Origin of the sequence: Mucilaginibacter limnophilus (assembly GCF_004005815.1) — a bacterium.
In the GTDB taxonomy this organism is placed as follows: domain Bacteria; phylum Bacteroidota; class Bacteroidia; order Sphingobacteriales; family Sphingobacteriaceae; genus Mucilaginibacter; species Mucilaginibacter limnophilus.
In genome coordinates this window covers 714,098-740,139 of record NZ_SACK01000002.1, presented here as the reverse complement: position 1 = coordinate 740,139, position 26,042 = coordinate 714,098, and the positions used below count along the sequence as shown (strand labels likewise).

Annotated in this window: 24 protein-coding genes and 1 pseudogene; 5 read left to right on the top strand and 20 right to left on the bottom strand. The window is 43.5% G+C overall.

The window, feature by feature from the left end; genetic code table 11:
- The first annotated feature begins 86 nt into the window (after positions 1-86).
- Together EOD41_RS07850 and EOD41_RS07845 are read left to right on the top strand one after the other, a co-directional pair.
- A complete protein-coding gene (locus EOD41_RS07850; protein ID WP_127704227.1) occupies positions 87-1,115 on the top strand; it encodes a LamG-like jellyroll fold domain-containing protein in 1,029 nt (342 codons plus the stop codon).
- A gap of 103 nt (positions 1,116-1,218) precedes the next feature.
- Positions 1,219-2,214 carry a glycosyltransferase gene (locus tag EOD41_RS07845; RefSeq protein ID WP_127704226.1) on the top strand — a complete coding sequence of 332 codons (996 nt, stop codon included), beginning with the start codon at positions 1,219-1,221 and terminating at the stop codon, positions 2,212-2,214.
- A 9-nt stretch (positions 2,215-2,223) separates the two neighbouring features.
- Here EOD41_RS07845 and EOD41_RS07840 read toward each other — a convergent pair whose 3' ends face one another.
- Complete coding sequence (locus tag EOD41_RS07840) at positions 2,224-3,009, bottom strand: class I SAM-dependent methyltransferase (protein WP_127704225.1); 786 nt, start codon at positions 3,007-3,009, stop codon at positions 2,224-2,226.
- Positions 3,010-3,183: 174 nt separating this feature from the next.
- On the opposite strand from EOD41_RS07840, the gene EOD41_RS07835 reads away from it, so the two are divergent.
- Positions 3,184-4,674 carry a lipopolysaccharide biosynthesis protein gene (locus EOD41_RS07835; RefSeq protein WP_127704224.1) on the top strand — a complete coding sequence of 497 codons (1,491 nt, stop codon included), beginning with the start codon at positions 3,184-3,186 and terminating at the stop codon, positions 4,672-4,674.
- A gap of 71 nt (positions 4,675-4,745) precedes the next feature.
- Positions 4,746-5,672 (top strand): glycosyltransferase, encoded by a 927-nt coding sequence (locus tag EOD41_RS07830; RefSeq protein ID WP_127704223.1) that lies wholly within the window; start codon positions 4,746-4,748, stop codon positions 5,670-5,672.
- Here EOD41_RS07830 and ispF read toward each other — a convergent pair.
- A complete protein-coding gene (ispF, locus tag EOD41_RS07825) occupies positions 5,669-6,151 on the bottom strand; it encodes a 2-C-methyl-D-erythritol 2,4-cyclodiphosphate synthase (RefSeq protein WP_240663255.1) in 483 nt (160 codons plus the stop codon). The genes EOD41_RS07830 and ispF overlap by 4 nt on opposite strands.
- Positions 6,152-7,306, bottom strand: coding sequence for a type IX secretion system outer membrane channel protein PorV (porV, locus tag EOD41_RS07820; RefSeq protein WP_127704222.1), 1,155 nt, complete (start codon positions 7,304-7,306; stop codon positions 6,152-6,154).
- Between the two features lie 229 nt (positions 7,307-7,535).
- Here porV and EOD41_RS07815 point away from each other — a divergent pair, with 229 nt between their 5' ends.
- Positions 7,536-9,158, top strand: coding sequence for an SUMF1/EgtB/PvdO family nonheme iron enzyme (locus EOD41_RS07815; protein WP_127704221.1), 1,623 nt, complete (start codon positions 7,536-7,538; stop codon positions 9,156-9,158).
- A gap of 174 nt (positions 9,159-9,332) precedes the next feature.
- On the opposite strand, the gene EOD41_RS07810 is transcribed toward EOD41_RS07815, so the two are convergent.
- From EOD41_RS07810 to EOD41_RS07730, 17 genes and pseudogenes are all read right to left on the bottom strand, one after another.
- A complete protein-coding gene (locus EOD41_RS07810; RefSeq protein ID WP_127704220.1) occupies positions 9,333-9,833 on the bottom strand; it encodes an acetyl-CoA carboxylase biotin carboxyl carrier protein subunit in 501 nt (166 codons plus the stop codon).
- Position 9,834: 1 nt separating this feature from the next.
- A complete protein-coding gene (locus tag EOD41_RS07805; protein WP_127704219.1) occupies positions 9,835-10,494 on the bottom strand; it encodes a DUF4159 domain-containing protein in 660 nt (219 codons plus the stop codon).
- Positions 10,494-11,201, bottom strand: coding sequence for a 16S rRNA (uracil(1498)-N(3))-methyltransferase (locus tag EOD41_RS07800; RefSeq protein ID WP_127704218.1), 708 nt, complete (start codon positions 11,199-11,201; stop codon positions 10,494-10,496). Before EOD41_RS07800 ends, EOD41_RS07805 begins: the two co-directional genes overlap by 1 nt.
- 8 nt (positions 11,202-11,209) lie before the next feature.
- The gene (locus EOD41_RS07795; protein WP_127704217.1) at positions 11,210-12,550 is read right to left on the bottom strand and encodes a hemolysin family protein; all 1,341 of its coding nucleotides are present in this window, start codon (positions 12,548-12,550) and stop codon (positions 11,210-11,212) included.
- Positions 12,551-12,557: 7 nt separating this feature from the next.
- Entirely contained in the window at positions 12,558-13,103 is a 546-nt protein-coding gene (locus EOD41_RS07790; protein ID WP_127704216.1) for an inorganic diphosphatase, read from the bottom strand.
- A 21-nt stretch (positions 13,104-13,124) separates the two neighbouring features.
- A complete protein-coding gene (locus EOD41_RS07785) occupies positions 13,125-13,787 on the bottom strand; it encodes a DedA family protein (RefSeq protein ID WP_127704215.1) in 663 nt (220 codons plus the stop codon).
- Positions 13,788-13,843: 56 nt separating this feature from the next.
- The gene (locus EOD41_RS07780; RefSeq protein ID WP_127704214.1) at positions 13,844-15,223 is read right to left on the bottom strand and encodes an NADH-quinone oxidoreductase subunit N; all 1,380 of its coding nucleotides are present in this window, start codon (positions 15,221-15,223) and stop codon (positions 13,844-13,846) included.
- 6 nt (positions 15,224-15,229) lie between these two features.
- Complete coding sequence (locus tag EOD41_RS07775) at positions 15,230-16,708, bottom strand: complex I subunit 4 family protein (protein ID WP_127704213.1); 1,479 nt, start codon at positions 16,706-16,708, stop codon at positions 15,230-15,232.
- 24 nt (positions 16,709-16,732) lie between these two features.
- Positions 16,733-18,643 (bottom strand): NADH-quinone oxidoreductase subunit L, encoded by a 1,911-nt coding sequence (nuoL, locus tag EOD41_RS07770; protein ID WP_127704212.1) that lies wholly within the window; start codon positions 18,641-18,643, stop codon positions 16,733-16,735.
- 372 nt (positions 18,644-19,015) lie between these two features.
- Positions 19,016-19,345, bottom strand: coding sequence for an NADH-quinone oxidoreductase subunit NuoK (gene nuoK / locus EOD41_RS07765; RefSeq protein WP_127704211.1), 330 nt, complete (start codon positions 19,343-19,345; stop codon positions 19,016-19,018).
- Positions 19,345-19,848 carry an NADH-quinone oxidoreductase subunit J family protein gene (locus EOD41_RS07760; protein WP_127704210.1) on the bottom strand — a complete coding sequence of 168 codons (504 nt, stop codon included), beginning with the start codon at positions 19,846-19,848 and terminating at the stop codon, positions 19,345-19,347. Before EOD41_RS07760 ends, nuoK begins: the two co-directional genes overlap by 1 nt.
- Before the next feature lie 61 nt (positions 19,849-19,909).
- Positions 19,910-20,407, bottom strand: a complete 498-nt coding sequence (locus tag EOD41_RS07755) for a NuoI/complex I 23 kDa subunit family protein (protein WP_127704209.1) — start codon at positions 20,405-20,407, stop codon at positions 19,910-19,912.
- Between the two features lie 18 nt (positions 20,408-20,425).
- Positions 20,426-21,466 (bottom strand): NADH-quinone oxidoreductase subunit NuoH, encoded by a 1,041-nt coding sequence (gene nuoH / locus EOD41_RS07750; protein ID WP_127704208.1) that lies wholly within the window; start codon positions 21,464-21,466, stop codon positions 20,426-20,428.
- Positions 21,466-22,455 carry a 2Fe-2S iron-sulfur cluster-binding protein gene (locus tag EOD41_RS07745; protein WP_127704207.1) on the bottom strand — a complete coding sequence of 330 codons (990 nt, stop codon included), beginning with the start codon at positions 22,453-22,455 and terminating at the stop codon, positions 21,466-21,468. The genes nuoH and EOD41_RS07745 overlap by 1 nt, the downstream gene beginning before the upstream one ends.
- A gap of 223 nt (positions 22,456-22,678) precedes the next feature.
- Positions 22,679-24,040, bottom strand: coding sequence for an NADH-quinone oxidoreductase subunit NuoF (gene nuoF, locus EOD41_RS07740; RefSeq protein WP_127704206.1), 1,362 nt, complete (start codon positions 24,038-24,040; stop codon positions 22,679-22,681).
- A 289-nt stretch (positions 24,041-24,329) separates the two neighbouring features.
- Positions 24,330-24,836: pseudogene (locus EOD41_RS07735) on the bottom strand (NADH-quinone oxidoreductase subunit NuoE family protein); the annotation flags it as partial.
- Positions 24,829-26,040, bottom strand: a complete 1,212-nt coding sequence (locus EOD41_RS07730; protein WP_127704204.1) for an NADH-quinone oxidoreductase subunit D — start codon at positions 26,038-26,040, stop codon at positions 24,829-24,831. The pseudogene EOD41_RS07735 and the gene EOD41_RS07730, both read right to left, overlap by 8 nt.
- Positions 26,041-26,042: the final 2 nt, after the last annotated feature.

Genomic DNA, 26,042 nt, shown 5'->3' with positions numbered 1-26,042 from the left:
ACTGAAATAATTAATAAAAAAAGGGCTTGTATGCACAAGCCCTTTTTTTATTTTTGGGGTATAATTAAACTATAACCTTACACATAATGAAGAAATTATTATTTCTTGCAATGTTAGCTTTCGCTGCACTTAGTTCGTGTAGTAAAGTTTTTGACGAAACAAGCCACCGGAATCTTTTAGAAGGCATTTATATCGACAGCGCTTCGCTGCATATGGTTGTTGGCGAACAGCGTCAAATACCTATGGTAACAAATCCTTCAACTTTCCCCTTGGATTCACTGAAATTATATTCATCTGATATAAGTGTACTTACTATCAGCAATACAGGCTTGCTAACGGCTTTACGGGAAGGGCAATCAACTATTACAGTAAGTGATTTAGATAGCACTACATCCGTTAGCGTACAGGTTACAGTGTCAAAAGCTACGCCTGATAGCCTTACAGTAGGACTTGTTGCCTTTTATCCGCTGAATAACGATAGTGCTGCCGATTCATCGGGTAACGGTCATAACGGAACAGCTTTTGATCTTATTTCTACTACCGACCGCCACAATACTCCCGATGCAGCTTATCAGTTTAATGGCCAAACCAGCCACATTGTGATTGATGACAGCCAAGCATTACGGCTGAGCAATACCGATTTTACTCTTAATATGTGGGTAAAAGTTGATAGTTATATTGCAGCTTCAGGCAGTTCTTTACTGTCAAAAAATACAGGCGCTTTTCAACAAGGCTGGAACTGCTCAATTGTAGGTACTGATAACCATGATGGCGCTTATGCAGGAAACCTTTTTTATAACGTTTCGGGCGGCCCTGATCCGTTTGCAGTAGGCAACGTAGTTATTGGAACAGAAGGATGGCACATGCTTACCATTACTTACGAGCTTGAAAAGCAACAAATAAGTTTGTATATCGACGGTATACTGGATAGCTATGTACGGTCAATCCCAACTCCTAATCCAAACACAGCTGCAAAACTGCACATAGGTGATAATAGCCTGCTTGATGTTGATCCTTGGGCAAACGCATATAACTTTCATGGTAAGCTTGACGATATAAGTATTTATAACCGCAAGCTTACAGTAACAGAAATAAAAAAGCTTTCTGAATTATAAGATAAGACATTTATATAAAAAGGCCGCTTGTAGCGGCCTTTTTATTTGTCCGTTAATTTTGAAATAAGCTACTTTGCGGATGTTTTAAAGTGCTGTACTTATTATGCTGAATCCTAAAGTTTGTGTGGTGATAGTTACCTATGGCAATCGCTGGCTTTTTTTAAGCGCTGTGTTGCAAAGAGTGTTGTCATTTACCCAGATACAAAATGTGGTTGTGGTTGATAATGCTTCAGAATACAATGTAAAGCAGCATGCAAGCGATATTAAGGTAACTGTCCTTACAAACTCGATTAACCTTGGTTCAGCAGGGGGCTACAAGCAGGGCATAGCATATGCACACACGCAAACTACATGTGATTTCATCTGGCTGCTTGATGATGACAACCTGCCTGATACAACTGCGCTTGATATCTTACTAAATAAGTGGACTGAGATACCGGGCGCTAATGATAAAAAAGCATTGTTTTGCTTACGCGAAGACAGGGCAGCGCACATACAAATTGCTAAGGGAAGCGATTGGCATAGATATTACCTTGTACCAAACAATTTTTTGGGCTTTCACCTATTAAGAATACTTACAAATCAATACAAAAAACTAACCGGACAGTATAAAATACAAGGTTCATATAAGGATAGCGTAGTAATTCCTTATGTACCCTATGGCGGCTTATTAATGCACCGTGAAACAGTGTCAAAAATTGGCTATCCTGAAGAAAGGCTTTTTCTATACGTTGACGACTCAGAGTATACCTATCGTGTCACTCAACAAAGTGGTAAAATATGGCTTGTACCAGCAGCTCGGGTTGTTGATATCGACACCTCGCAAGGTATAAATTATAAAAAGCAACCACTGCATTCTCAGTTACTTGATGAGTGGAGTTTTCGCACTTATTATCATATACGTAACCGCATTTACTTTTACTCAAGGGTAGCAATCACAAATAAATTTATGTTCGCTGTGAATAAGGTTATATTTATGGCTTACCTGTATTTAATCAGTCTGCTTAGCGGTAGACAAAAGGAGTTTGAAAAACTGGCAGTTGCGGTAAACGACGGCTTGCATGGCAAGCTTGGAAAGGCCGGAACTGAAAAATTCTAACGCCGCATATTAATAATCAAAATCGCCGTTTTTAAATGGCAGCTTCAAAAATCCCAACACTCGGTTTAAGGTATGGCGTACCCTGTAACGCACATTCTTTTTAAACACGCCAAACCCTTTGTATTCGGGCGAGTAATACGGTATAGTGCGTGTGCCCGACTTTTGAGACACAGGCTTTTTCATAATACGTTTTTCAATTACTAAAATGCTATCGTAATAATGCATGGAATGCGCGGACCGTGTGAACGAATCTACCTTAAACGAAGGTTCCTGCGAGTGGAAGGCATGCAGTTGGTCGATAAGGTTTTTGGAGTATTCAATAAAAGTACCGTTTCGTTTATGGCCGCCGCCATAATTTTTCCAATATGATGTATGGTTATCTTCGCACAGATACACGCCATCAGGCTTAATATGCGAAAACAACTCTTCAAACGACACAATCTGCTGCAGCATGGTATGGCCGCCGTCGTCAATCAATATATCAATAGGTGGTATCTCTTGCTTAACTTTTCTTAAAAAATTCCGGTCGGATTGTGAGCCGATAAGGATAGCGATATTTTCTTCTTCAACTTCTTTACACAAAGGGTTAATATCCATACCATATATTTTTGCCCGAGGGCCAAAATAATCCTTCCACATTTGCAAGCTTCCGCCATTAAATGTACCAATCTCCAGTAAAACGATGTCTTTACCGCGGTATTTACTAAAATGCCGGTCGTATATCTCAAAATAATGATCCCATTTGTAAATAACCCGGTTGGTATTTTCTTTAAAATAGCGTTCTAAATCGTTCATTGTCGGTTGTTTGAGCGCCTAAAAATAACTAAATAATTTTCACTGCCGACTTACCGATTTAAATAACCGAATTGGCCTTATGCATTAAAGTGCGGGTTATTATAATATTTTTGCAGCTTAATATTTAATAGGCTAAATCTATCGAAATATTATAGGCAGCCAACAATCACAATAATGGGGGTAGTAAAAAAGCAAGCTTACAAAAACACGTTCATATCTTACCTGGGGATGGTAATTGCCTATGTTAATACGGTGCTGCTGTTCCCGTTTTTTACCAATTCAAGCCAATATGGTTTTTACAACTTAATAATAAGCATGTCGGTGCTGTATTCATTAGTAGCTTCTATGGGCGTACCAGGCATTATAGCGCGCTATTTCCCTGTTTACCGAACTGATGATGGCAAACATAACGGCTTCATCCATTGGGCCTTTTTATGGTCGATAATGGGGTTTATTATCGCGTCGGTATTATATATCGTTTTTAAGCCTATTATACTGGCATCGTTTATTGAAAGTTCGTCACTTATAGTAAGGTACTACTATTACCTTATACCACTATCGTTTTTTGTGGTGATGTTCAATTATCTTGAAATGACGGGCAGGGCGGTATACCAAACCATCTACTCAAACTTTTTACAAAATATATTGCTGCGTTTGTTAACATCAGTTTATCTGCTGTTGATTGCTTTTAAATGGATAAATTTTCAGGAATTTGTTTTTTTATACATAGGCAGCAACGGGTTAATCAGCCTGTTACTGTTAATAAGCCTTTTGGCAACTGCTAAATTTAAGTTAGCCGGTGCCGATTATAAATTTGCCTCCATACAAAAGAAAGAGATTATAAATTTCGGCTTGTTTACGGCAGTTTCGAGCGCCGTGTATGTGTTGCTTCAAAAAGTCGATACTTTAATGCTTAGCGCCATGACCAGCGATGCCGTGCAGGGCGTTTACAGTTGGTACTTTAATATTGCCATTGTAATAAGCGTACCGGCCCAGGCGCTTAGCCGTACCACATATGCCATAGTTGCCGATGCCTGGAAGAATAAAGACATGGCCAATATAGCAGACGTTTATTCAAAAACTTCAATTATACAGATGGTAATAGGTTGCCTGTTGTTTATTGGCATCATCGTTAACAGGGAAAATTTATACGCCATTGCAAAAAATAAAGAGTTTGTTAATCCGGAATACTTTGGATTATTTGTAGTAATTGGCCTTGGGTTTTTAGTTGACATCACAGGCGGGTTAAATGCCTATATCATTACCTCATCGCACAAGTACAAAATATTTACCGCTTTTATTGTAGCAGCAGTGTTTTTTTGCGTGGTGATGAATTACTTGTTGATACCAAAGTACAAAGGTATGGGCTCGGCTATTGCTTATCTGGTTACCATTGTGGGTATTAATATTGGCACTACGGTATATATAAAATACCGTTTCAAGATGCAGCCGTTTAGCTATAAGCACTTTTTGGTAATCGCTATCAGCGTAGTAAGTTTTCTGGTAGGCTTTTACTTTTGGCGTATGCCAAACGTTTTGGCGGACATTGTGATCAGAAGCGGCGTTACCACTGCTATTTATGGCGCCCTAACTTATTACTTCAAAATATCTGATGATGTAAACGAAAAGATTGACCACACTTTTGCCCGCTTTTTTAAACGTTAATTTGATAATTTAAGGGCAATAAATTAAAACCCACCGTGTTTTTAATGGTTATATTTCCGATTATTTAATCCATGCAGAACCTTGCTCCTATTGCCCTATTTGTTTATAACCGGCCCGACCATACACGCCGTACGCTTAATTATTTGCAAAAAAATCAGTTGGCTGAAGAATCGCGTTTATACATTTTTGCTGATGCCGCTAAAACCGATGCCGACAAGCCAAAGGTTGATGAGGTAAGGCAGTATATTAAAACCATAACCGGCTTTAAATCGGTAAAAGTAGTGCTGCGCGAGGAAAACATGGGCCTTGCGGGTTCAATAATTGAAGGCGTAACCCGGTTGGTTAATGAGTATGGCAAGGTGATAGTTTTTGAGGATGACCTGCTATCGTCGCGCTACACACTGCAGTACTTTAACGAAGCTTTAACCAAATACGAGCGTGAACCGCAGGTAATGCATATTGGCGCTTATATGTTCGATTTGAATGATAAAACTTTGCCGCAAACCTTTTTCCACCGTATAGCAACAAGCTGGGGATGGGCTACCTGGGCGCGTGCCTGGTCAAATTTCCAGCCTGACATTAACACATTGCTGCAACAATTTGATAATCATAAAAAGCATAATTTCTCGGTTGAGAATACCATGAATTTCTGGAAACAGATGCAGGAATTCAAAAGCGGCAAAAACAATTCGTGGGCAATAAGGTGGTATGCTTCTATATTTTTAAAGGGCGGTTTGTCGCTCCATCCTTCACGTTCTCTTATACATAATATCGGGCACGATGGCACAGGTACACATTCAAATATCGAAGATATGTACAAGGTACAAATAGCCGATCAACCTGTCACTTTCTTTCCGGCACGTATAGTTGAGAATCCACATGCACATGAGGCGATTAAGCTCTTCCTTAAAAACCGTAAGGGATCGCTGCTTGACAGGGGACTGCGTTTTATTAAGCAATTACAAGCCAGATATATGCCTGTAAAAAAGTATAACTAAAGTTTTTCTATCAGGCATACGGCGTAGGCAACCACGCCTTCTTCGCGCCCTATAAAGCCCATTTGTTCGTTGGTAGTAGCCTTTATGGAGATATCTTCTTCGTCGATGCCGGCTGCTTTGGCAATGTTAGCCTTCATAGCAGGCACATGCGGATTTATTTTGGGTGCCTCAAGGCATATCATGGCATCAATGTTGCCTATTGTCCAGCCTTTTTCATTTAACAGCTTTATTACTTCCTGTAACAGTATCAGGCTGCTTATGCCTTTCCAGCGATCATCTTTGTTAGAGAAATGGTAGCCAATATCCCTTAAATTGGCAGCGCCTAATAAGGCATCGCAAATAGCATGCAATATTACATCGGCATCAGAATGGCCGTAAGCGCCTGAATGGTGCTCAAGTGTTTCTCCGCCTAAAACAAAAGGATGATTTTCTTTCAGCTGATGAACATCAAAGCCAAAACCTACACGTATTTTTCCCACTTATTGTTGTTTTTTCGAACCTAAGTCGGCAGACAGTGTGAACCGCAGCGTATTGGCAAACGGGCTGTTTTGCTGACTGGCCGCAAGATAGGAAAAATCGAACCTAAAATCCTGGTATTTGAAGCCGGCACCAAGTGATAAATACTTACGACCGCCTTTCTGGCTTGATTCGAAGAAATAACCCGTACGCAGTGCAAACTGCTGGTTATACCAGTATTCAAAGCCCGGAGAAACAGTTACCTCACGCAGTTCTTCACTAAAACCGCCCGGCGCATCTGTAAACGAACGGAATATCCCGCTCGGTACCGAAATATCTTCACCATAGTTAAGTGAACCGTCGTCATTTATTTTGGTTGTAGGTATAAGCAGTTTGTTTAGGTCAAATGCGAAGGTAAGCTGGCTGGTAGCGTCAAGATACCAGGTATTGGCTATACCCACTTTCATGTTGGTGGGCAAAAAGTATTTCGGACCGTTATCTGTATAACCGATTTTTGTACCAATGTTGGATATGTTGGCGCCGAAAGCGAACAACGCGTCGGTACCGAACTGCTGTGTCGGGTTTTTGAAATACATGGAAACATCGGCAGCTACTGCATTGGCAGCACGGCCGGTTTGAGGCGAACCAGCTGTAAATGAGATATTTGACAGATTAGAGTGTATATACCGTAAGGTAAGCCCTAACGACAAGTTTTCGCCGAACTTTCTGGCGAACGAACCGTCGATAGCAAATTCATTAGGAGTATAAGTGCCCAGGTCGGCATTGTCTTCACCACGCAGATTTATTGATCCCAGGTTAAAATATCTTATTGATGCGCCTAAAGTATTCCGTTCGTCAATTCGTTTAGCAAAGCTTAAGTACGCCAGGTTAACATCACTCACTAAACGACGAAGCCATGGACTGTAGGACAGTGAAATAGCAGTATTTTCTTCCAGGAAAGCCAGTTTTGAGGGGTTCCAATGCGTAGCATTAACATCAGGCGATATGGCAACACCTGCATCGCCCATAGCGCCCGACCGGGAATCAGGAGAGATATTTAAAAAAGGCACTTCGGTAGGCACTGCCGATACCGAACTACCACCCAAGCCTGTTTGAGCAAAAGCAGCGCACGGAAAAAATAATGCTAAAGATGCTGCTTTCAGTATTAGATATCTCATGTTTTGGTTTACCGGTTTATCTTTTCAAATATAGAAATATATTTTCGGCATGCAAGTTTACTAAACACAGCTGCTAAATCGAAAAAACGATCATTTTAACTGTTGTAACTATTATAAGGTTTTTAACGTATAATATACTGTATAAAAGTGTGCAAACAAATAAACGCCTTTGCACGTTTTTGAATTGAATTATTACATTTACGTCGAAATAAGAATATTTACTTAGAAAATGAAGGTATTTTTTACCAAATCCATATGGTTGATGCTGATTGCCGGGGTAGCACTTAGTGCCTGCTCAAAGCAACAACGTTCGCAAAAAACGGGTCTTGTTTATAACGATAAAAGCAATGGCGGCTATATGCGTTTCAGGCAAAGCCATCCTTCGCCAGGTCCGGGCCTTGTGCCAATTGAAGGCGGTACATTTGTAATGGGTGGCAGCGCCGATCAGGATGTTACCTTTGATTACAATAACGTTCGTCGCAGGGTAACCGTGCCATCATTTTATATGGATGAAACCGAGGTTTCTAACCAGGACTGGCTTGATTACCTGCACTGGATAAACATTACCTTCCCCGACGATCGCGAAATGTATTACAATGCCACGCCTGACACATTGGTTTGGCGCAGGCCTTTATCGTACAACGAGCCGTATGTAGACAATTATCTTCGTCACCCTGCCTTCCAGGATTATCCGGTTGTAGGTGTTACCTGGGAACAGGCGCAGGATTACTGCGTATGGCGTACCGACCGTACAAATGAGAACATTCTTCGTGAAAGGGGCTACCTGGCAACCTGGAAAGACAATGCCGCGCGCCAGGGTAAAGAGCCTTTTAATACCGAGATATATATGAATAACCAATACCGCGGCGAAGGTATCGATGGTAAAAAGATGATGCCCGATCTTAATCCTAACGCACAGGGCGCCAACGGCGGCAAGGCGGTTAGGCCGGTACGTATGGAAGACGGTATTTTGAAACAAGGTTACCGCCTGCCATCTGAAGCTGAGTGGGAGTATGCAGCTTTAGCATTAGCCGGTAATACTGAATTTGAAAACATCAACGACGGTAAGGTATATCCATGGAATGGCCTTGGTGTACGTTCTCCCAAAAAATCAACACGTGGATTGATGCTGGCCAACTTTAAACGCGGCCAGGGTGATAACGCCGGTGTGGGTGGTTACCTGAACGATAAGGCTGACATTACCGCGCCTGTACGTTCGTACCAACCAAACGATTTCGGTTTATATAACATGGCCGGTAACGTGAATGAGTGGGTAGGCGATACTTACAGGCAAATGTCATTTGAAGACTTTGATGATTTCAATCCTTTCCGTGGTAACGAGTTTTTCGATAAGCGCCTGGCTGATCCGGCCCGTGGCTTATACGCTAAAGACAAGTATGGCCGTCCGGTAAAAGATCCGGCTAAATCAAACCGCAAGCTTAAATACAGCGAATTTTTGGCTCAACAACAAGGTGGTCCGGCAAATAATACTACCGGTGATGCCCCGGCTCAGGCAACTGCCGACAGCCTTCCGGCTAACGCGGCACCTGCAGCAAACACCAACCCTATAGCAGGCAAGCCATATACACACGATTATCGCGGTTATGCTGATACAGTTAATGCATCGTTATATGGCAATACTACACTGGTAAACAACCGCTCAAAAGTGTACAAAGGTGGCTCGTGGAATGATATGGCTTATTGGCTCAACCCTTCTACCCGCCGGTTTATGGATCAGGACGAGGCAAGCGCTGAAGTTGGGTTCCGCTGCGCGATGACGCTGGTTGGCGCTCCGGAAATTTATCCGCAAGGCAAACCGCATATCAAGGTTAAAAAGCCACGTTCAAGATAAGATATTACGTAGTTCAGTATATTAAAACGGCCCTGCTTAATCAAAAGCAGGGCCGTTTTTACTTTATTAAACAACGCGTCATTGCGAGGAACGAAGCAATCTCTGAACTTTAATGCAGATTTACATGTGTAGAGATTGCCTCCTTCCTCGCACGACGTTAGGATACACTTTGTATTAAAACTGCATCAGTATCTGCCCCTTTTCCACCTTGTCGCCGGGCTTAATTTTGATGCTTTTTACAGTTACATCTGCAGGAGCTTTAATAATATTTTCCATTTTCATGGCTTCCAACACAAAAAGGTTGTCGCCTTTTTTCACTTCGCTGCCTTCGTTTACAAAAACCTTTAATACGAGGCCGGGCATAGGCGCCTTTATTTCGCTCACCTTAACACTGTTCATGTCACTAAGGCCAAGCTTGTTAAGCAACGCGTCAAACTGATCTTTAGCGGTAATACTGTAGGTATTGTTATTCACTTTAATTTCGGCTGTTTTAGCAGCCTTGTCAAAGTTCACCACTTCTACATTATATGAGCGGTTATTGTTAATGATGTGATACGAAAGCGGGCTTAACTGTTTAATGTCGGCATTTACAACATGGCCATTAACCTGCAACTCATTGTTTACACGATCAATCTCATAGTTGTGCTTGCTGTTAACTTTAACCTGATATTTCATATCAGCGGGTAAATATATACTGTATTAAATTTGCGCCCATTTTTAGCGCTTTTAAGCGCGCTTCCTGGGTATCACCTGCATAAGTGCCGTAATCTTCCCAACCGTTGCCTAAATCGCTTTCGTAGGTATAGTAGCACACAAGTCGCCCTTTATATATCAGGCCAAAGCCTTGCGGACGTTTACCATCATGCTCATGTATCTTAGGCAGTCCGTTTGGAAAGTCAAACTTTTGGTGATATATGGGATGATTAGGCGGCAATTCAACAAAATCTAGTTCCGGGAAAACCTGCTTCATTTGCGGACGAATGAATTTGTCCAATCCATAATTATCGTCGATATGCAAAAAGCCGCCTCCTACCAGGTATTTACGCAGGTTCTTAGCCTCTTGCTGTGAAAATATCACATTGCCGTGCCCTGTCATAAACACAAACGGATAGTTGAACAACTGCGTACTGCCTGCCTCTACTATTTCTTCTTCAGCTTCAAAATTAGTTTTCAGGTTATCGTTGCAGAACTTGACCAGGTTTTTAAGCGCGGTACGGTCGCCATACCAGTCGCCGCCGCCACTGTATTTAAGTCGCGCCAGCTTGTATGCAGGATCGGTAAAACTGCCGCATAGCAGCAATACTATCACGCTAAATAAACAAATGGTTTTCCTCATTACCGGTTTAAAAAGTTCACTTCAAAGCAAGCCTCAAGCGCGGCCGTTTCGGTACGCAGGCGGCTGTCACCTAAAGTTATGGCTTTGTAACCGTTATTCAAAGCTGTATTAATTTCATCAGACGTAAAATCACCTTCCGGACCTATCAATACAGTATAACTGCCGCCGGTTTCAATAAGCGTCTTTAAAGGCTGCTTCGTCCCTTCGGCACAATGCGCTATAAATTTTTGTCCTTCAGATACTGATGATACAAACTTGTTAAATGGCGTTGCTTCATTCAGTATTGGGTGATATGCTTTGATGGATTGCTTAACCGCAGAGGTAATAATGCGGTTCAATCTGTCGGCGCGTGCTTCCTTACGCTCCGACCGCTGGCAGATGATCAGTGAAACTTCATCAATGCCAATTTCTGTTGCTTTCTCTAAAAACCACTCCAGCCGTTCAATATTTTTGGTAGGCGCTACCGCGATGTGCAGGTAATGGTTACGTTTTTGATATTCTGTAGTGACAGATGCAATATCAAGTATGGTACGTTTTGGATGAGCGTCTTTTATATGAGCTATATAGAAACCACCCCGACCGTCAATCAATTGCACTTCATCGCCGGGCGACAGGCGCAAAACACGAACAGCATGCTTGCTCTCCTCTTCGTTTAAAAAGTATTGGGAAATTGAGGGCTCAATATCGGGTGTATAAAAAAGATGCATAACGCAAGTTAATGCTTATCTACGGCATCTTCTTCATTAATCAGCAGTTCAAGCTTAACCGACTCGATATTCTGATCGGATTTTTTCAGGATAGTAATATTATAGCCGTTTGCTTCTTTCTGTTCGCCTACGTCAGGTATCTTACCAAACAAATCGCCCAGCCAGCCGGATACTGTATCATAATCACCGTCTTCAGGAAGATCATGCGGCAGGTGCTCATTCACATCATAAATTGGGGCAAGCGCGTTTACTATAAATTCACGCTCGTTCACTTCTTCAACTATAGGCTTTTCCTCGTCATACTCGTCCTGTATCTCACCTACCAGTTCTTCCACAATATCCTCAAGAGTAACCATACCGGCAGTACCGCCAAACTCGTCAAGCACAATAGCTATTTGAATACGCTTTTGCTGCAGTTCAGCCATCAAATCATTGATCTTTTTGGTCTCGGGCACAAAGTATGGCTTCCGAATGATATCTCTTAAATTGATATCTTCACCACGTACCAGCAACGGCAAAATATCTTTGGCATGTACTATACCAACAATTTTGTCAATCACTTCCTCGTAAACCGGGATACGTGAGTACCCTTCCTCTACAATCTTTTTTAATAACTTTTCTTTATCTGAATCAATGTCTATACCCGATATTTTGGTTCGGGGCACCATGATGTTTTTTACCACACGCTCGTTAAACTCAAACACGTTTTGTATCAGTTCGTGCTCGGTAACATCCAAGGCTCCGGTTTCTTTACCCTGTTCAAGCAAATACTGCAGCTCTTCAGAACTATGGTGTGTTTCTGATTCATGTACGCTGATAATACCAATACTTTTCAGTATAAAATTAGCGAAGCCGTTAAGCAGCCAAATAAATGGACGGAATATAACAAAGAATACTTTTAACGGAACCGATACTGTCATTACCGTACGAACGGACTTTTGTATGGCTATTGACTTAGGCGCCAGTTCGCCGAATACGATGTGCAGCACGGTTATAAACAGGAACGCCACTACGTGACTGGTGGTTTCAACCCATGCCACATTAGTATTAAGGCCGATTAACGAAAACGTCTTAAGCATCAATGCTGATGCTACTGATTCGCCGGCCCAACCTAAACCAAGTGAAGCGAGTGTTATACCCAACTGTGTAGCAGCCAGGTATCCATCAAGGTTATGCATTATGCCGCGTGCTATTTTCGCGGCCTGGCTCCCGGTTTTGGCTTTCAGTTCAATTTGCGACCCGCGCACCCTCACCATAGCAAATTCTGCCGCTACGAAAAATCCGTTCAGCAATACAAGGAAGATGGTAAGAAAAATCTGAAAGCCGCTAATACTATACTCGGGGTCCATGCATTAATTATTGGTAAACGGGAAAGGTAGTCTGATAAAGCTCTAAAGCCTCGGCGATAACCTTATGTGCATAACGTACGCCCATTAAGTGCTCAATGGTTACGTTTTTATCTTCAAGCTTTTTGTAATCCTGGAAGAAACGAACAATTTCTTTCATGGTGTGCGGAGGCAACTCGGCAAGGTCGTTAATATAGTTAACCGACATATCATTTTTCGCTACCGCGATGATCTTGTCATCCTGCTCGCCGTTATCAACCATGTGCATTACACCAATAACTTTAGCTTCGATGATAGACATCGGAAATACGTCAACAGAGCAAAGTACCAGTATATCCAGCGGGTCTTTATCGTCGCAATAAGTTTGCGGAATAAAGCCATAATTGGCCGGGTACATTACTGATGAGAAAAGAACACGATCAAGTTTTAGCAAACCTGATTCTTTATCAATCTCGTATTTTGCCTTTGATCCTTTAGGTATCTCGATAATTGCATTTACTATTTCCGGAATGTTAGTGCCTGGCGATACCTGATGCCACGGATGTAATGTACTCATGTAAATATGTTATATATTTTGTTACTTATTAATATCTGTTTTGTCCTCATTAACGGTTTTGCCGTCAATAAGTTTCTTTTTTAAAAACGCAAAAATCAGGGGAATTGTAGTTACCAGCAAAAACGCCAGCACAACATATTCCAGGTAGTCTTTTATTTGCGGATAGCGCCTTCCTAAAAAATACCCCGCCAGTGTAAGGCTGTTTACCCACGCTGCACTGCCGATTATGTTGTATAAAGTGAACTTTTTGAAATCCACCCGCACTACACCTGCAAAGATAGGTGCAAAAGTTCTGATTATCGGAAAAAATCTGCCTAAAACAAGTGCCATACCGCCATATTTTGCATAAAATTCTTCGGCAAGTACCACATAACGCCTTTTGAAGAAGAAAGAGTCGTCACGTTTAAACAAAACAGGCCCCGTTCGGTACCCAAACCAGTAGCCTGCAAAGTTACCAAGTATACCGGCACACATTATAGAAAACACCAGTGTTACAATGTCAACAGGCAGTTTGTCGGCGGCGCAAAACAAGCCGGCCATAAACAACAGGTAATCACCAGGAAGAAAAAAACCGAAGAACAAACCCGTCTCGGCGAATACAACCACCAGCAAAACATAAAAGCCCAGGCCTATTATGGTTTGGGCATCGGTTAAACTTTGAAGGTGGTCCCAGAAATGTTCCATTCAGTTATCCGTAAAACTACTAATATTATTGAATATGTAATTATACGGCTTTATTGCTAAATAAGGTTGGAAATAAAGTCGGGGTATATGCCTATAACAATAGTAATAAGCGCTGATATGCCCAGTACGAACGTATAATATGCCGGCACTGTAAGCGTATTGCCCTCACCTGTACGGAAATACATGGCTATAATCACTCTGAAATAATAGAATATGCTGATGATGGCGTTAACAACAGCTATAATAACCAGCCATATTTTGTAATGCGACACCGCGCCGGTAAACATAAAGAACTTGCCTATAAAACCTGCTGTAAGCGGAATCCCGGCCAGCGACAGCATGGCAATAGTAAGCGTTAGTGCAAGGAATGGGTTACGTGTACCCAGGCCGTTAAAGCTGTCGAAACTATCGGTACCACTTTGCTGCTGTACCAGTATAAGTGCGCCGAACGCAATTATAGAAGCAATAGAGTAAGCCAATGCATAAACCAGCACCGAACTTGCAGAAGCCGCACCAAGTGCAACAATTGCAAACAGCAGGTACCCTGCATGTGAAATGCTCGAAAATGCGAGCATGCGTTTAAAGCTTTGCTGATATAAGGCGGTAATGTTACCAATGAACAGTGTGATCACGGTTATAACAACAAGTACCGGAGCCCAGAAATCAGATATCTGCGCGAAGCAAGCTGAAAACAGACGCAGGAAAGCCGCGAAGCCTGCTGTTTTTACGACTGTTGACATGAAGGTGGTGATCAGCGTAGGTGAACCTTCGTACACATCCGGTGTCCAGAAGTGGAAAGGCGCGGCGCCAACCTTAAAGCACATACCTATAATAATTAGTAACAAACCTGTATGAAACAGCGGGTCTATCTCACGCGGATGAGCGATAACCCAGTTACGGATAGCTTCAAGATTGAAAGCACCTGTCGCTCCGTAGATCAGCGTAATACCAAACAGCAAGAAGCCGGTAGAAAAGGCCCCCATCAGGAAGTATTTCAAAGCAGCCTCGTTCGAAGCGAAGTCGTTTTTGCGGATACCTGCCAGAATGTATAAGCTTACCGACATGATTTCAATACCGATAAACAGCATCACCATGTTATAGAATGACACCATAACGATAATGCCTGCTAACGCGAAAAGAATAATAGCATAGTACTCAGCAACATTGCTGCTGATCTTCTCGAAATATCCTTTTGAAAGCAGCAGAATCAGCAAAGTAGAGATGATAGTAATTCCTGAAAATGCCACCGAGAAATTATCAAACAGCATCATGCCGGTAAATATCGGCTGTGCACCATTGTTCCATTCGGCAACGGCAAAACCTAAGGCAACCAACAAACCGATTACCGTAACAGGTAACAGCGCCTTGTTTGCTTTATATAACCCGAAGTACAAAAGCACCAGCGGTAAAACGGATAATATGATTAAAGTGGTCATGTAGATTTATCTTATATTATTTACTGCTGCATCAACAAACTTAGCGTTTACAGTATCAATCAAATTTTTTACTGCTGCTTCTGATATATGTAACACCGGCTGAGGATAAACACCGAGTACGATTACCAGTACGCAAATAATGCCAAGCACCAATTTTTCAGTACCGGTAATGTCAGTAAACAGTACTGTTAGTTCATTTGTGCCGCCTTGCATGGCTTTTTTGTACATACGCAGCATATATACCGCTCCAAAAATTATGGTTAGTCCGGCAACAGTGGCAATCCAATTGTTGTAATTGAAAACGCCTTTCAGCAATAAAAATTCACCGATAAAGCCATTGCTTAACGGCAGCGCTACAGTACCCAGCGTGATAATTAAAAATGCTGTGGCAAATTGCGGAGCAACTTTAGCTATACCACCAAGGTTAGCCAGCTCCCGGGTGTTCAGCCTGCGGCTAATGATGTCCCATACAAAGAACAACCCTACTACGTTGATGCCATGATTCAGCATCTGGATCATGGCACCTTGAACACCTTCGAGGTTCCAGGAGAAGATACCTGCAGCAATCAGTCCAACGTGCGAGATAGACGAATATGCTACCAGGCGTTTACCGTCTTTCTGGTTAAAGGCAATCAACGCGGCATAAACGATACCTATTACCGATAATATCACAGCAAGGGTTTGCCATTGCAGAAAGCCCAGTGGTGCGTTTGGTATCAGCCAGCGGATAACTCCGTATACACCCATTTTCAGCATAATACCTGATAACATCATGGTACCAGCCGATGGCGCTTCAGTATACGTATCCGGCTGCCAGGTGTGGAAAGGAAAAACCGGCATTTTAATAGCGAATGCTAAAAAGAATGCCCAAAACACCCACGATTGTGCTTTAGCGGTTACAGCGGCATTGTAAAGATCATTAAGCTCATATGTTTTTGAAGGCGAACTCAGATACAGATATATGATACCTATCAGCATAAACAACGAGCCCGCGAACGTATAAATGAAGAACTTTATAGTTATACGAATACGGTTTTCACCTCCCCACAATGCGCAGATAAAATAGATGGGTATCAGCGCGGCTTCCCATCCAACATAAAATAAAAAGCCGTTTAAAGCGGTAAAAACGGTAAGCATACCGGCCTGCATAAACAAGATCAGAGCGTAAAATGCGCCTGCGTTTTTATACTGATGCTGATACGTTGTCAGGATTATTAGCGGCACAAGCAGCGTGGTAAGCAATACCAGCACCATGCTTATGCCATCAATACCGGCAGTGAAATAGATACCTAATTTTGGTATCCATGGCTTGATTACAGTAAACTGTGTAGAAGCATCGGGCACAAAGCGCGAAAGGAAGAACACGGCTACAGCCAGTTCGGCAACAGCGAAAAACAATGCCACGTGTTTAGCCGCACCGTTCTTTATAAAAGCGGTGATGATGGCTGCTACAACCGGCAAAAATATCAGAATACTAACCGTCATTTTTTATATACTAAACGCTTCGTTTTAACCTATTAAAGTGTAACCATATACCAATACCGCAACAATACCCACCACCATCATAAATATATAGAAGCCAACATTACCTGTTTGCAGCAGGCGCAGTCCGCGACTTGTCCATACCGAACCCTTACCAAAACCATTCACAATGCCGTCAATACCCAGCAGGTCGACAACTTTGTAAAAGAACACTGATATAGCATCAAGCGGCCTGCGAATAAGGAAGTCGTAAATTTCATCCACGTAAAATTTGTGGTATGACAGGTTTGACAGCAGCGGACGCTCTTCACTATCGGCAACCGGTACACGCTTATTGCTTACATATTTTACATAAGCGAATACAAGGGCTATCACTGCAACCGCTACCGATATTGCCATCAGTGTAGTTTCAGCATCATGCAATACGTGGTGATGCGAACCAACTATTTTGGTTGATTGCTCGAACACCGGTGCCAGGAAATGCTCCAGTTCATGATGACCGCCCAATACCTCCGGCACGCCTATAAAACCGCCTACCATTGAAAGCACTGCAAGTACAATCAGCGGGATGGTCATGGTTGGTGGCGACTCATGCAGATGGTGCTCCTGGTCGTGCGTTCCGCGGAACTTACCGTAAAAGGTAAGGAACAGCATGCGAAACATATAAAACGACGTGAACGCCGCTGTAATAACCCCTATTACATAGAAAGTAGTGCTGCGCTCGTAAGCGTAACCCAGTATTTCATCTTTTGAGAAGAAGCCTGCAAACGGAGGAATACCCGCAATGGCGATGGTACCTATCAGCATTGTCCAAAAAGTGATCGGCAATTTTTTACGTAAACCACCCATATGGCGCATGTCCTGCTCGTTGCTCATAGCGTGGATAACCGAACCCGCACCAAGGAACAATAAAGCTTTAAAGAAAGCATGAGTTAATACGTGGAAAAAAGCGCCGGTAAACGTACCAACACCAAGGCCCAAAAACATGTAACCCAGTTGCGATACGGTTGAATAGGCCAGTACCTTTTTAATATCCGTTTGTGTTAAAGCAATCAGCGCGGCGAAGGTGGCGGTTGCCAAACCAATAATGGCAATAACATCCATAGTAACCGGCGCAAGTGTGAACATGACGTTAGAGCGGGCTATCATATAAATACCGGCGGTAACCATGGTAGCGGCGTGTATCAGGGCTGATACGGGCGTCGGCCCGGCCATTGCATCGGGCAGCCAGGTGAACAGCGGTATTTGTGCCGATTTACCGGTAGCGCCAACAAACAACAGCAAGGTTATCAACACCAAAACGCTATCGCCAGATTTCATGGTCGCAGCCTTGCCAAATACATCGGCAAAGCTTATGCTTCCGAAATAAGTAAATATCAAAAACACCGCGATAAGGAAACCAAGGTCGCCTATCCGGTTCATTACAAATGCTTTTTTGGCAGCATCGGCATAGCTTGGATTGTTGTACCAGAAACCAATAAGCAGGTATGAGCAAAGCCCCACACCTTCCCAGCCGATAAACATGATCAGGTAGTTTGAACCTAAAACCAGCAGCAGCATAAAGAACACGAATAGGTTCAAATAAGCGAAAAACTTACCAAACCCACTATCGTGATGCATGTAACCGATAGAATATAAATGAATTAAAAAGCCTACCCCTGTGATGATCAGCAACATGATTGCGCTCAATTGGTCGACCAAAAACGCGAACGGCACTTTTAACTTACCAACCGAAAACCAATCGAAATAAGTAACATTGATAGCATGACCGGTATCTTTTATCTGGAAGAAAACACCGATGCTGATAATAAAAGACGCCAATACCAACAAGCTGCCGATAACGCCTATCAAATTTTTAGGTAAGGAATTCCGCCCCAGGCCGTTGATTATAAAACCGGCCAGCGGCAGTAAAGGAATAAGCCAGATATATTTATCCATTTTTAGCCCCCTCTAAATCTCCCCCTAAAGGGTGAGACTTTTTGGTTTTGTTTGTTTAGTTTCTTTTATTTCCTGTTCGTCATTGTGAGCGTTAGCGTGGCAATCTCTTTAAGCTTATCTCTTTTAAATGTCCTAAAGAGATTGCTTCGTACCTCGCCAATGACGTCTGTATTTTACCTCACCCCAACCCTCTCCAAAGGAGAGGGAGTTGTTGGTTTTGTTATTTATCTCGTCATTGCGAGCGTTAGCGTGGCAATCTCCGAACTTTTATGCCGATATGCATGTGCAGAGATTGCTTCGTTCCTCGCAATGACGCTTTATTATTAGTTCCTTCCTTATTCACCTCCCCTTCAGGGGAGGCCGGGAGGGGTTTTACCACTTCAGCCTGTTCAATACGTTTATGTCGATTGAGTTGGTATTGCGATATATCATTACAATAATTGCTAGCCCTACGGCTACTTCCGCAGCAGCCAGCGCCATAATGAAGAACACGAAAACCTGTCCTGAGGCGTCACCCCGGTAAACCGAGAAAGCGGTAAGCAGCAGGTTCACGGCGTTAAGCATCAGCTCTATCGACATAAAGATCACAATAGCGTTGCGGCGTAGTAATACACCAATTACCCCTATCGAAAAAATGATAGCGCTTAACATGATATAATGATTAAGCGGAACCGTTTTTATGGCATTCAAAAAACTTTCCATCAGATAGTTTTGGTTTGTTTATCTTTTGTTGCCAGCAATACCGCACCCACCATTGCCGAAAGCAGCAGCAGTGACGATACCTCAAAAGGCAGCAAAAACTCGTTGAACAATACTTTACCCAAAGGTTTTACCAAACCCAGATTGGGGTTATTTAACACCACCGGCTGAGATGTGCCAAGCGTTTTAAGCGAAGCTATTAGTGTAACCAGCAGACATCCGCCGCCAAAAACAGCAGCTATTTTTACAATGGCCGGCTTAACGGGCTCATTATCCTTGTTCAGGTTCATCAGCATCAGCGTATACAGGAATAATACCAGTATAGCACCCATGTACACAATAAAATTTACCACAGCCAAAAATTGGGCGTTAAGCAGAATATAATGTATGGTGAAAGTGAAAAATGTTAATATCAGATATAAAATACTATGCACAGGGTTGCGCGCCGTAATAACCAGTAACGAAAAACAGACGGAGAGAAACGCGATAAAGTAAAATGTACCCATGTTTATAATGCAAAACCTTTGCCTGCCTTTTTAAGAGACGGGCAAAGGTATAAAACTTCTTTTATTGATTTAAAGGTGCCTCCACTAATTTGTCCTTACCATATATAAAGTCTTTACGAAGCATGTCTGACGGTACAATATCGCCGTCAAGATATATAGCTTCTTTAGGGCAGGCTTCCTCGCATAATCCGCAGAAAATGCAGCGCAGCATATTTATTTCATACACAGCTGCATATTTTTCTTCACGGTATAAATGCTCTTCGCCTTTCTGACGCTCGGCCGCCGTCATAGTGATGGCCTCTGCAGGGCATGACAATGCGCATAACCCACAGGCAGTACAACGCTCACGGCCTTCCTCGTCACGCTTAAGCGAGTGCATTCCGCGAAAGTTTTCAGAAAACTCTCGCTTTTGCTCTGGGTACCTAACCGTTACCGGCTTCCTGAAAAAGTGCTTAATCGTTATCGACAAGCCTTTTAAAATGGCAGGCAGGTAAATACGCTCCATAAAGTTGAGCGGCTTTACTTCAAGTACCTTCTTTTTATTGCTTAATGATTCCATTTAATTCAAAAGCTCCAATTAGTTTAAAAATGTAATAACTACACCGGTTATTACGATGTTGGCAATGGCAAGCGGAATAAGTCCCTTCCAGCCCAGGTTCATCAACTGATCATAACGGAAACGCGGGATAGTCCAACGGATCCACATAAAGAAGAAGATGAACATAAAAATCTTACCGAACAGGAATACCACGCCCAGTATGGTAACCAGGTTTGGCGAATTAATCATATCCATAAATGGAAAGTTATAACCACCAAAGTAAAGCGTTGCCATAACTGCCGATGATATGAACATGTTGATGTATTCGGCAAACAGGTAGAAACCCAGTTTCATTGACGAATATTCGGTATGATAACCGCCTACAAGCTCGGTTTCGCACTCGGGCAAATCAAATGGGGTACGGTTAGTTTCCGCGAAAGCGCAAACAATGAATATTAAAAAGCCCAGCGGTTGTTTGAATACATTCCAGGTGAACCAGCCATCGGCCCAGAAACCATGCTGCTGCTCGGCAATTTCACGTAAGCTTAATGAACCGGTTACCAGCAGCAGGGCGATGATTGACAAGCCCATTGAAATTTCATAGCTGATATTTTGCGACGCCGCGCGAATAGCACCCAGCAGCGAGTATTTGTTGTTTGACGCCCAGCCGCCTATCATTATTCCATACACACCCAGCGATACCACACCGAAAATGTACAGGATACCTACGTTGATATCAGTTACCTGAAGATCGATAACAGTTGAACCTATAGTCAATTTCTGTCCCCATGGAATAACCGCCGAACCTATACAGGCCGTCAAAATTGCCAGCGAAGGGCCTACAATAAACAGTATTCCGCTGGCGCTTGAAGGGATGATCTCTTCTTTCAGGAACATCTTGCCACCATCGGCCAAAGGCTGTAATATACCCCACGGACCGGCACGATTAGGGCCTACCCTGTCCTGGAAAAACGCCGCCACCTTACGTTCGGCGTAGGTGGAGTACATGGCTATTACCAGACTTATTGCAAAAATTATTACAACCAGTACTATCTTAATTATGATGTCGGTAGTTTCCATTATAAGCGTGTTTCGCGTTCAAATTGTTCTTTATTGGCCTCTTTTAACACCGGGTTGGTTTTTACAACCGGCAGCGGCTTAAATTCATAGTGGTTAGCGCTGATAACTGATTTATGCGATACCTTGCGCGGACCTTCAATCGTCCAGTCGGCAGTTTTTTTGGTGTCGAAACGGCAGGTATTGCAAATGAATTCTTCCACCTCACCATACACGTCTTTACGGCCTGTTACACGGATAACATCCTCGCCTTTGTACCACAGCGTCACCTTTCCGCAGCATTTATCGCAATTTCGGTGTGCCTCAACCGGTTTGGTGAACCATACACGGTTTTTAAAGCGGAATGTCTTATCAGTTAGCGCGCCAACAGGGCAAACATCAATTACGTTGCCTGAAAAATCGTTATCAATAGCTTTCTCTATGTAAGTTGATATTTCAGAGTGGTCGCCACGGTTTAGTATACCGTGCAGGCGGGTGTTGGTAATCTGGTCGGCAGTAAACACGCAGCGGTAACACAATATGCAGCGTGTCATGTGCAATTGTATCTTATCGCCAATGTCAATCTTCTCGAAAGTACGGCGGTCAAATTCATAACGCGTTTTGGCGGCGCCATGCTCGTAGCCTAAATCCTGCAGGTGACATTCGCCGGCCTGGTCGCATATAGGGCAATCAAGCGGGTGGTTTATCAAAAGCATTTCAACCACACCTTTGCGTGCCTCAATAACTTCCGGCGACGTTATATTTTGCACTTCCATACCATCCATTACCGTGGTACGGCATGATGCTACCAGCTTGGGCATAGGGCGCGGGTCTTTTTCAGATCCTTTGCTCACTTTTACCAAACAGGTGCGGCATTTACCCCCGCTGCCTTCCAGCTTGGAGTAATAGCACATGGCAGGCGGAACAATGTCGCCGCCTATCATCCTGGCAGCGTTAAGTATAGTTGTTCCCGGTTCTACGTCAATGGCAATGCCATCAATAGTTACTTTCATTTTACCTCTCCCCAACCCTCTCCTTTGGAGAGGGAGTATGAAACATTTATTTTCTTGTTGTCATTTCGAACGTTAGCGTGGCAATCTCTAAACTTTTCATGCCGATATGCATGTGTAGAGATTGCTTCGTTCCTCGCAATGACGCTTTATTATAGTTCCTTCGCTACGCTCAGGATGACAATTCCTTTCCTTCACCTCCCCTTCAGGAGAGGCCGGGAGGGGCTTATGCCGTTACCTCCAACTTCGGCAGCGGGTCAGCGTAATGTGCCAGGCCGTAGTTGCGGGTTATCGCTTCCTGGGCGTTGGTTACATGCCACTCAAACTCATCCCTGAAATGGCGGATGGCGCTGGCCACAGGCCACGCCGCCGCGTCACCCAGCGGACAAATTGTATTTCCTTCAATTTTTTTAGATACATCAACCAGCAGGTCGATGTCACTCATTTTACCATGACCATACTCTAAACGGTGCAGCACTTTCTCCATCCAGCCGGTACCTTCACGGCAAGGCGAACATTGTCCGCAGCTTTCGTGATGGTAGAAGCGAGAGAAATTCCAGGTATTGCGCACAATACACTGGTCTTCGTCCAGCACCACAAAACCACCCGAACCCAGCATGGTTCCGGTTGCAAATCCGCCATCGCTTAATGATTCATAGGTCATCAGCCTGGCTTCATTGTTAATGGTTTTCAGTATCAGGTTGGCAGGCAAAATAGGCACTGACGAACCACCGGCAACTACTGCCTTTAAACGTTTACCATTGGCAATACCACCACAATATTCATCGCTGTAAATAAATTCTTCAACCGGTACGCCAAGGTCAATTTCATACACACCCGGCTTTTTGATATTGCCTGATGCCGAAATCAGTTTTGTACCTGTGCTACGACCGATACCTAATTTGGCATATTCTTCACCGCCTTCGTTAACAATTGGCACTACAGCTGCAATTGATTCAACATTGTTTACCACCGTTGGGCAGCCATACAAACCCGCGATAGCAGGGAATGGCGGCTTAATACGCGGGTTACCGCGCTTGCCTTCCAATGATTCAAGCAGGGCAGTTTCTTCACCGCAAATGTAGGCGCCGCCGCCGGGCTGTACGTATAGCTCAAGGTTATAGCCTGTTCCTAATATATTGTTGCCTAATAGTCCGGCATTTTTTGCTTCCGCGATGGCTTTTTCAAGAATGCGGATCTGCGGCATCATTTCACCACGAACGTATATGTATGATGTATTGGCACCTAATGCATAACTGGCTACAATCATTCCCTCAATTAACAGATGAGGAATGTAGGTCATCAGGTAACGGTCTTTAAAAGTACCGGGTTCTGATTCGTCGCCGTTGCACACCAGGTAACGCGGCACACCTTCTGGCTTGGCCAAAAAGCTCCACTTCATCCCGGTAGGGAAACCCGCGCCGCCACGTCCGCGCAAGCCTGATTTTTTCACTTCTTCCACAACTTCGTCAGGAGTAAGCGTTTTCAGGGCTTTTTCAACAGCGGCGTAACCGCCTTTCTGGCGGTACACTTCCAGCGTGTTGATGCCGGGTACATTGATATGTTCTAATAATAATTTGCGAGCCATTTGTTGTTAAATTCTAAAAGCTAAGCTCTAAATTCTAATTTCTCTTTTGTCATGCAGTGTTTATTGATGCATCTGAATAGTTCAGAGATTGCTTCGTTCCTCGCAATGACGCTTTATTATCTGCCCTCTCACATGGAACAGAAGATATTTATCATATTTCCTCAGCTGACCGTTGTGTCGGGTCGGTTGGGGGTAATATGGTATTATTATATTCTTGCTCTGATGCCTTATTATCAACTGTAGCTACAGGGTTTACTCGCTGGAAACTCTGCTGGTTATCCCTGCCGCTTTTCAAATCAGCTATCAGTTTGTCAACCGATTCAGGTGTCAGATTCTCATAAAAAGTATATTCAGGACCAATTTGCAAAACCGGGCCAAAGCCGCAGGCCGCCAGACACTCCACACCTCGCCAGCTGAACAATCCGTCAGGTGTTACTTCCCCTTCTTTTACACCAAGCCTTTGCTCAATATGATCCATTATTTTTTCGGCACCAACCAGGCAACAAGGACCGGTGCGGCATACTTCCAAAACATACTTGCCTTGCGGGCGTAAAAAGTACATCGTATAAAAGGTAGCCACCTCGTACACTTCAATAGGTAATATCCCGAGGTATTCGGCAACTTTATCCATAGCTGCCGAACTAAGCCAGCCAAATTCTGCCTGGGTTAAATGCAGTATAGGTAATAAAGCCGATTTTTGTTTTCCTTGCGGATAACGGCTTTTTACATCGTCAAACTTAGCAATTAAAGCAGCAGAGAACTCAACCGCCTGCTGGGTTTCTTCTACTCTAAGCATCTAATTCTCCGGCTATTACGTTCAAACTACTCATGTTAATAATCGCGTCGCTCAGCAGCATACCCGCACTCATAGGGGCATACATCTGGTAATTTATAAAGCTTGGCCTGCGGAAATGCAAACGGTACGGCGAACGCCCACCATCGCTAACCAGGTAAAAGCCCAGTTCGCCATTGGCGCCTTCAACCGCATGGTAAAGTTCAGTAGCAGGCACTTCAACTTCGCCCATCACTATCTTAAAGTGATAAATAAGCGCTTCCATGTTGTTGTACACCTCTTCTTTCGGTGGCAGGAAAAACTCCGGCACATCAGCATGAAAGATGTCCGATGGCTCTTTTTCAATTTTGTTAAGCGCTTGTTCTATCAGGCGCAGGCTTTGCCACATCTCTTCGTTACGCACCAAAAAGCGGCTATATACATCGCCATTGTCGCCAACCGGCACCTCAAAGTCAAAATCTTCATAAGATGAATACGGCTCCATGGCGCGTACATCATAATCAATACCGGTAGCGCGAAGTATCGGGCCGCTCCAGCTATAGCTTAAAGCCGTTTCAGGAGTTACCGGGGCAACGCCGCGCGTACGGTCAACAAATATGCGGTTGCGGTTAAACAGACTTTCAAACTCTTTAAGTACTGCCGGATATTCTTTTACAAAGCTTCGTATTTTGGCAAAGGCAATATGGTTGAAGTTACGCTCGAACCCGCCTATGCGGCCAATGTTGGTAGTAAGGCGCGAACCGCAAACTTCCTCGTAAATCTCATAGATCTTTTCGCGCCACTGCATCATGTACGTAAAGCCGGTAAGCGCGCCGGTATCAACACCTAAAATAGCGTTGCACACAATATGGTCGGCTATGCGGGCAAGCTCCATAATGATGATCCGCATGTAATCAACCCGTTTCGGGGTTTTTATGCCGGCAAGTTTCTCCACCGTCATGTGCCAGCCCATGTTGTTTATGGGCGACGAGCAGTAGTTCAGCCTGTCGGTAAGCGGGGTTATCTGGTAGTATGGGCGGTGCTCGGCAATTTTTTCAAAAGCGCGATGTATGTATCCTATAGTTGATACGCCGCTAAGTATCCTCTCGCCGTCAATCTGCAGCACGTTCTGAAAAACGCCGTGCGTAGCAGGGTGCGTTGGCCCCAGGTTAAGGGTTGAGGCTTCGCTTTGCGGATCGTTATCAAAAAATACGGGGTGGTTTTGCATTC

Bases quoted from the DNA above. Each gene is read 5' to 3' on its own strand.
- EOD41_RS07850 (WP_127704227.1), top strand. From the start codon at position 87: ATGAAGAAATTATTATTTCTTGCAATGTTAGCTTTCGCTGCACTTAGT.
- EOD41_RS07845 (WP_127704226.1), top strand. From the start codon at position 1,219: ATGCTGAATCCTAAAGTTTGTGTGGTGATAGTTACCTATGGCAATCGC.
- EOD41_RS07840 (WP_127704225.1), bottom strand. From the start codon at position 3,009: ATGAACGATTTAGAACGCTATTTTAAAGAAAATACCAACCGGGTTATT.
- EOD41_RS07835 (WP_127704224.1), top strand. From the start codon at position 3,184: ATGGGGGTAGTAAAAAAGCAAGCTTACAAAAACACGTTCATATCTTAC.
- EOD41_RS07830 (WP_127704223.1), top strand. From the start codon at position 4,746: ATGCAGAACCTTGCTCCTATTGCCCTATTTGTTTATAACCGGCCCGAC.
- porV (WP_127704222.1), bottom strand. From the start codon at position 7,306: ATGAGATATCTAATACTGAAAGCAGCATCTTTAGCATTATTTTTTCCG.
- EOD41_RS07815 (WP_127704221.1), top strand. From the start codon at position 7,536: ATGAAGGTATTTTTTACCAAATCCATATGGTTGATGCTGATTGCCGGG.
- EOD41_RS07810 (WP_127704220.1), bottom strand. From the start codon at position 9,833: ATGAAATATCAGGTTAAAGTTAACAGCAAGCACAACTATGAGATTGAT.
- EOD41_RS07805 (WP_127704219.1), bottom strand. From the start codon at position 10,494: ATGAGGAAAACCATTTGTTTATTTAGCGTGATAGTATTGCTGCTATGC.
- EOD41_RS07800 (WP_127704218.1), bottom strand. From the start codon at position 11,201: ATGCATCTTTTTTATACACCCGATATTGAGCCCTCAATTTCCCAATAC.
- EOD41_RS07795 (WP_127704217.1), bottom strand. From the start codon at position 12,550: ATGGACCCCGAGTATAGTATTAGCGGCTTTCAGATTTTTCTTACCATC.
- EOD41_RS07790 (WP_127704216.1), bottom strand. From the start codon at position 13,103: ATGAGTACATTACATCCGTGGCATCAGGTATCGCCAGGCACTAACATT.
- EOD41_RS07785 (WP_127704215.1), bottom strand. From the start codon at position 13,787: ATGGAACATTTCTGGGACCACCTTCAAAGTTTAACCGATGCCCAAACC.
- EOD41_RS07780 (WP_127704214.1), bottom strand. From the start codon at position 15,223: ATGACCACTTTAATCATATTATCCGTTTTACCGCTGGTGCTTTTGTAC.
- EOD41_RS07775 (WP_127704213.1), bottom strand. From the start codon at position 16,708: ATGACGGTTAGTATTCTGATATTTTTGCCGGTTGTAGCAGCCATCATC.
- nuoL (WP_127704212.1), bottom strand. From the start codon at position 18,643: ATGGATAAATATATCTGGCTTATTCCTTTACTGCCGCTGGCCGGTTTT.
- nuoK (WP_127704211.1), bottom strand. From the start codon at position 19,345: ATGGAAAGTTTTTTGAATGCCATAAAAACGGTTCCGCTTAATCATTAT.
- EOD41_RS07760 (WP_127704210.1), bottom strand. From the start codon at position 19,848: ATGGGTACATTTTACTTTATCGCGTTTCTCTCCGTCTGTTTTTCGTTA.
- EOD41_RS07755 (WP_127704209.1), bottom strand. From the start codon at position 20,407: ATGGAATCATTAAGCAATAAAAAGAAGGTACTTGAAGTAAAGCCGCTC.
- nuoH (WP_127704208.1), bottom strand. From the start codon at position 21,466: ATGGAAACTACCGACATCATAATTAAGATAGTACTGGTTGTAATAATT.
- EOD41_RS07745 (WP_127704207.1), bottom strand. From the start codon at position 22,455: ATGAAAGTAACTATTGATGGCATTGCCATTGACGTAGAACCGGGAACA.
- nuoF (WP_127704206.1), bottom strand. From the start codon at position 24,040: ATGGCTCGCAAATTATTATTAGAACATATCAATGTACCCGGCATCAAC.
- EOD41_RS07730 (WP_127704204.1), bottom strand. From the start codon at position 26,040: ATGCAAAACCACCCCGTATTTTTTGATAACGATCCGCAAAGCGAAGCC.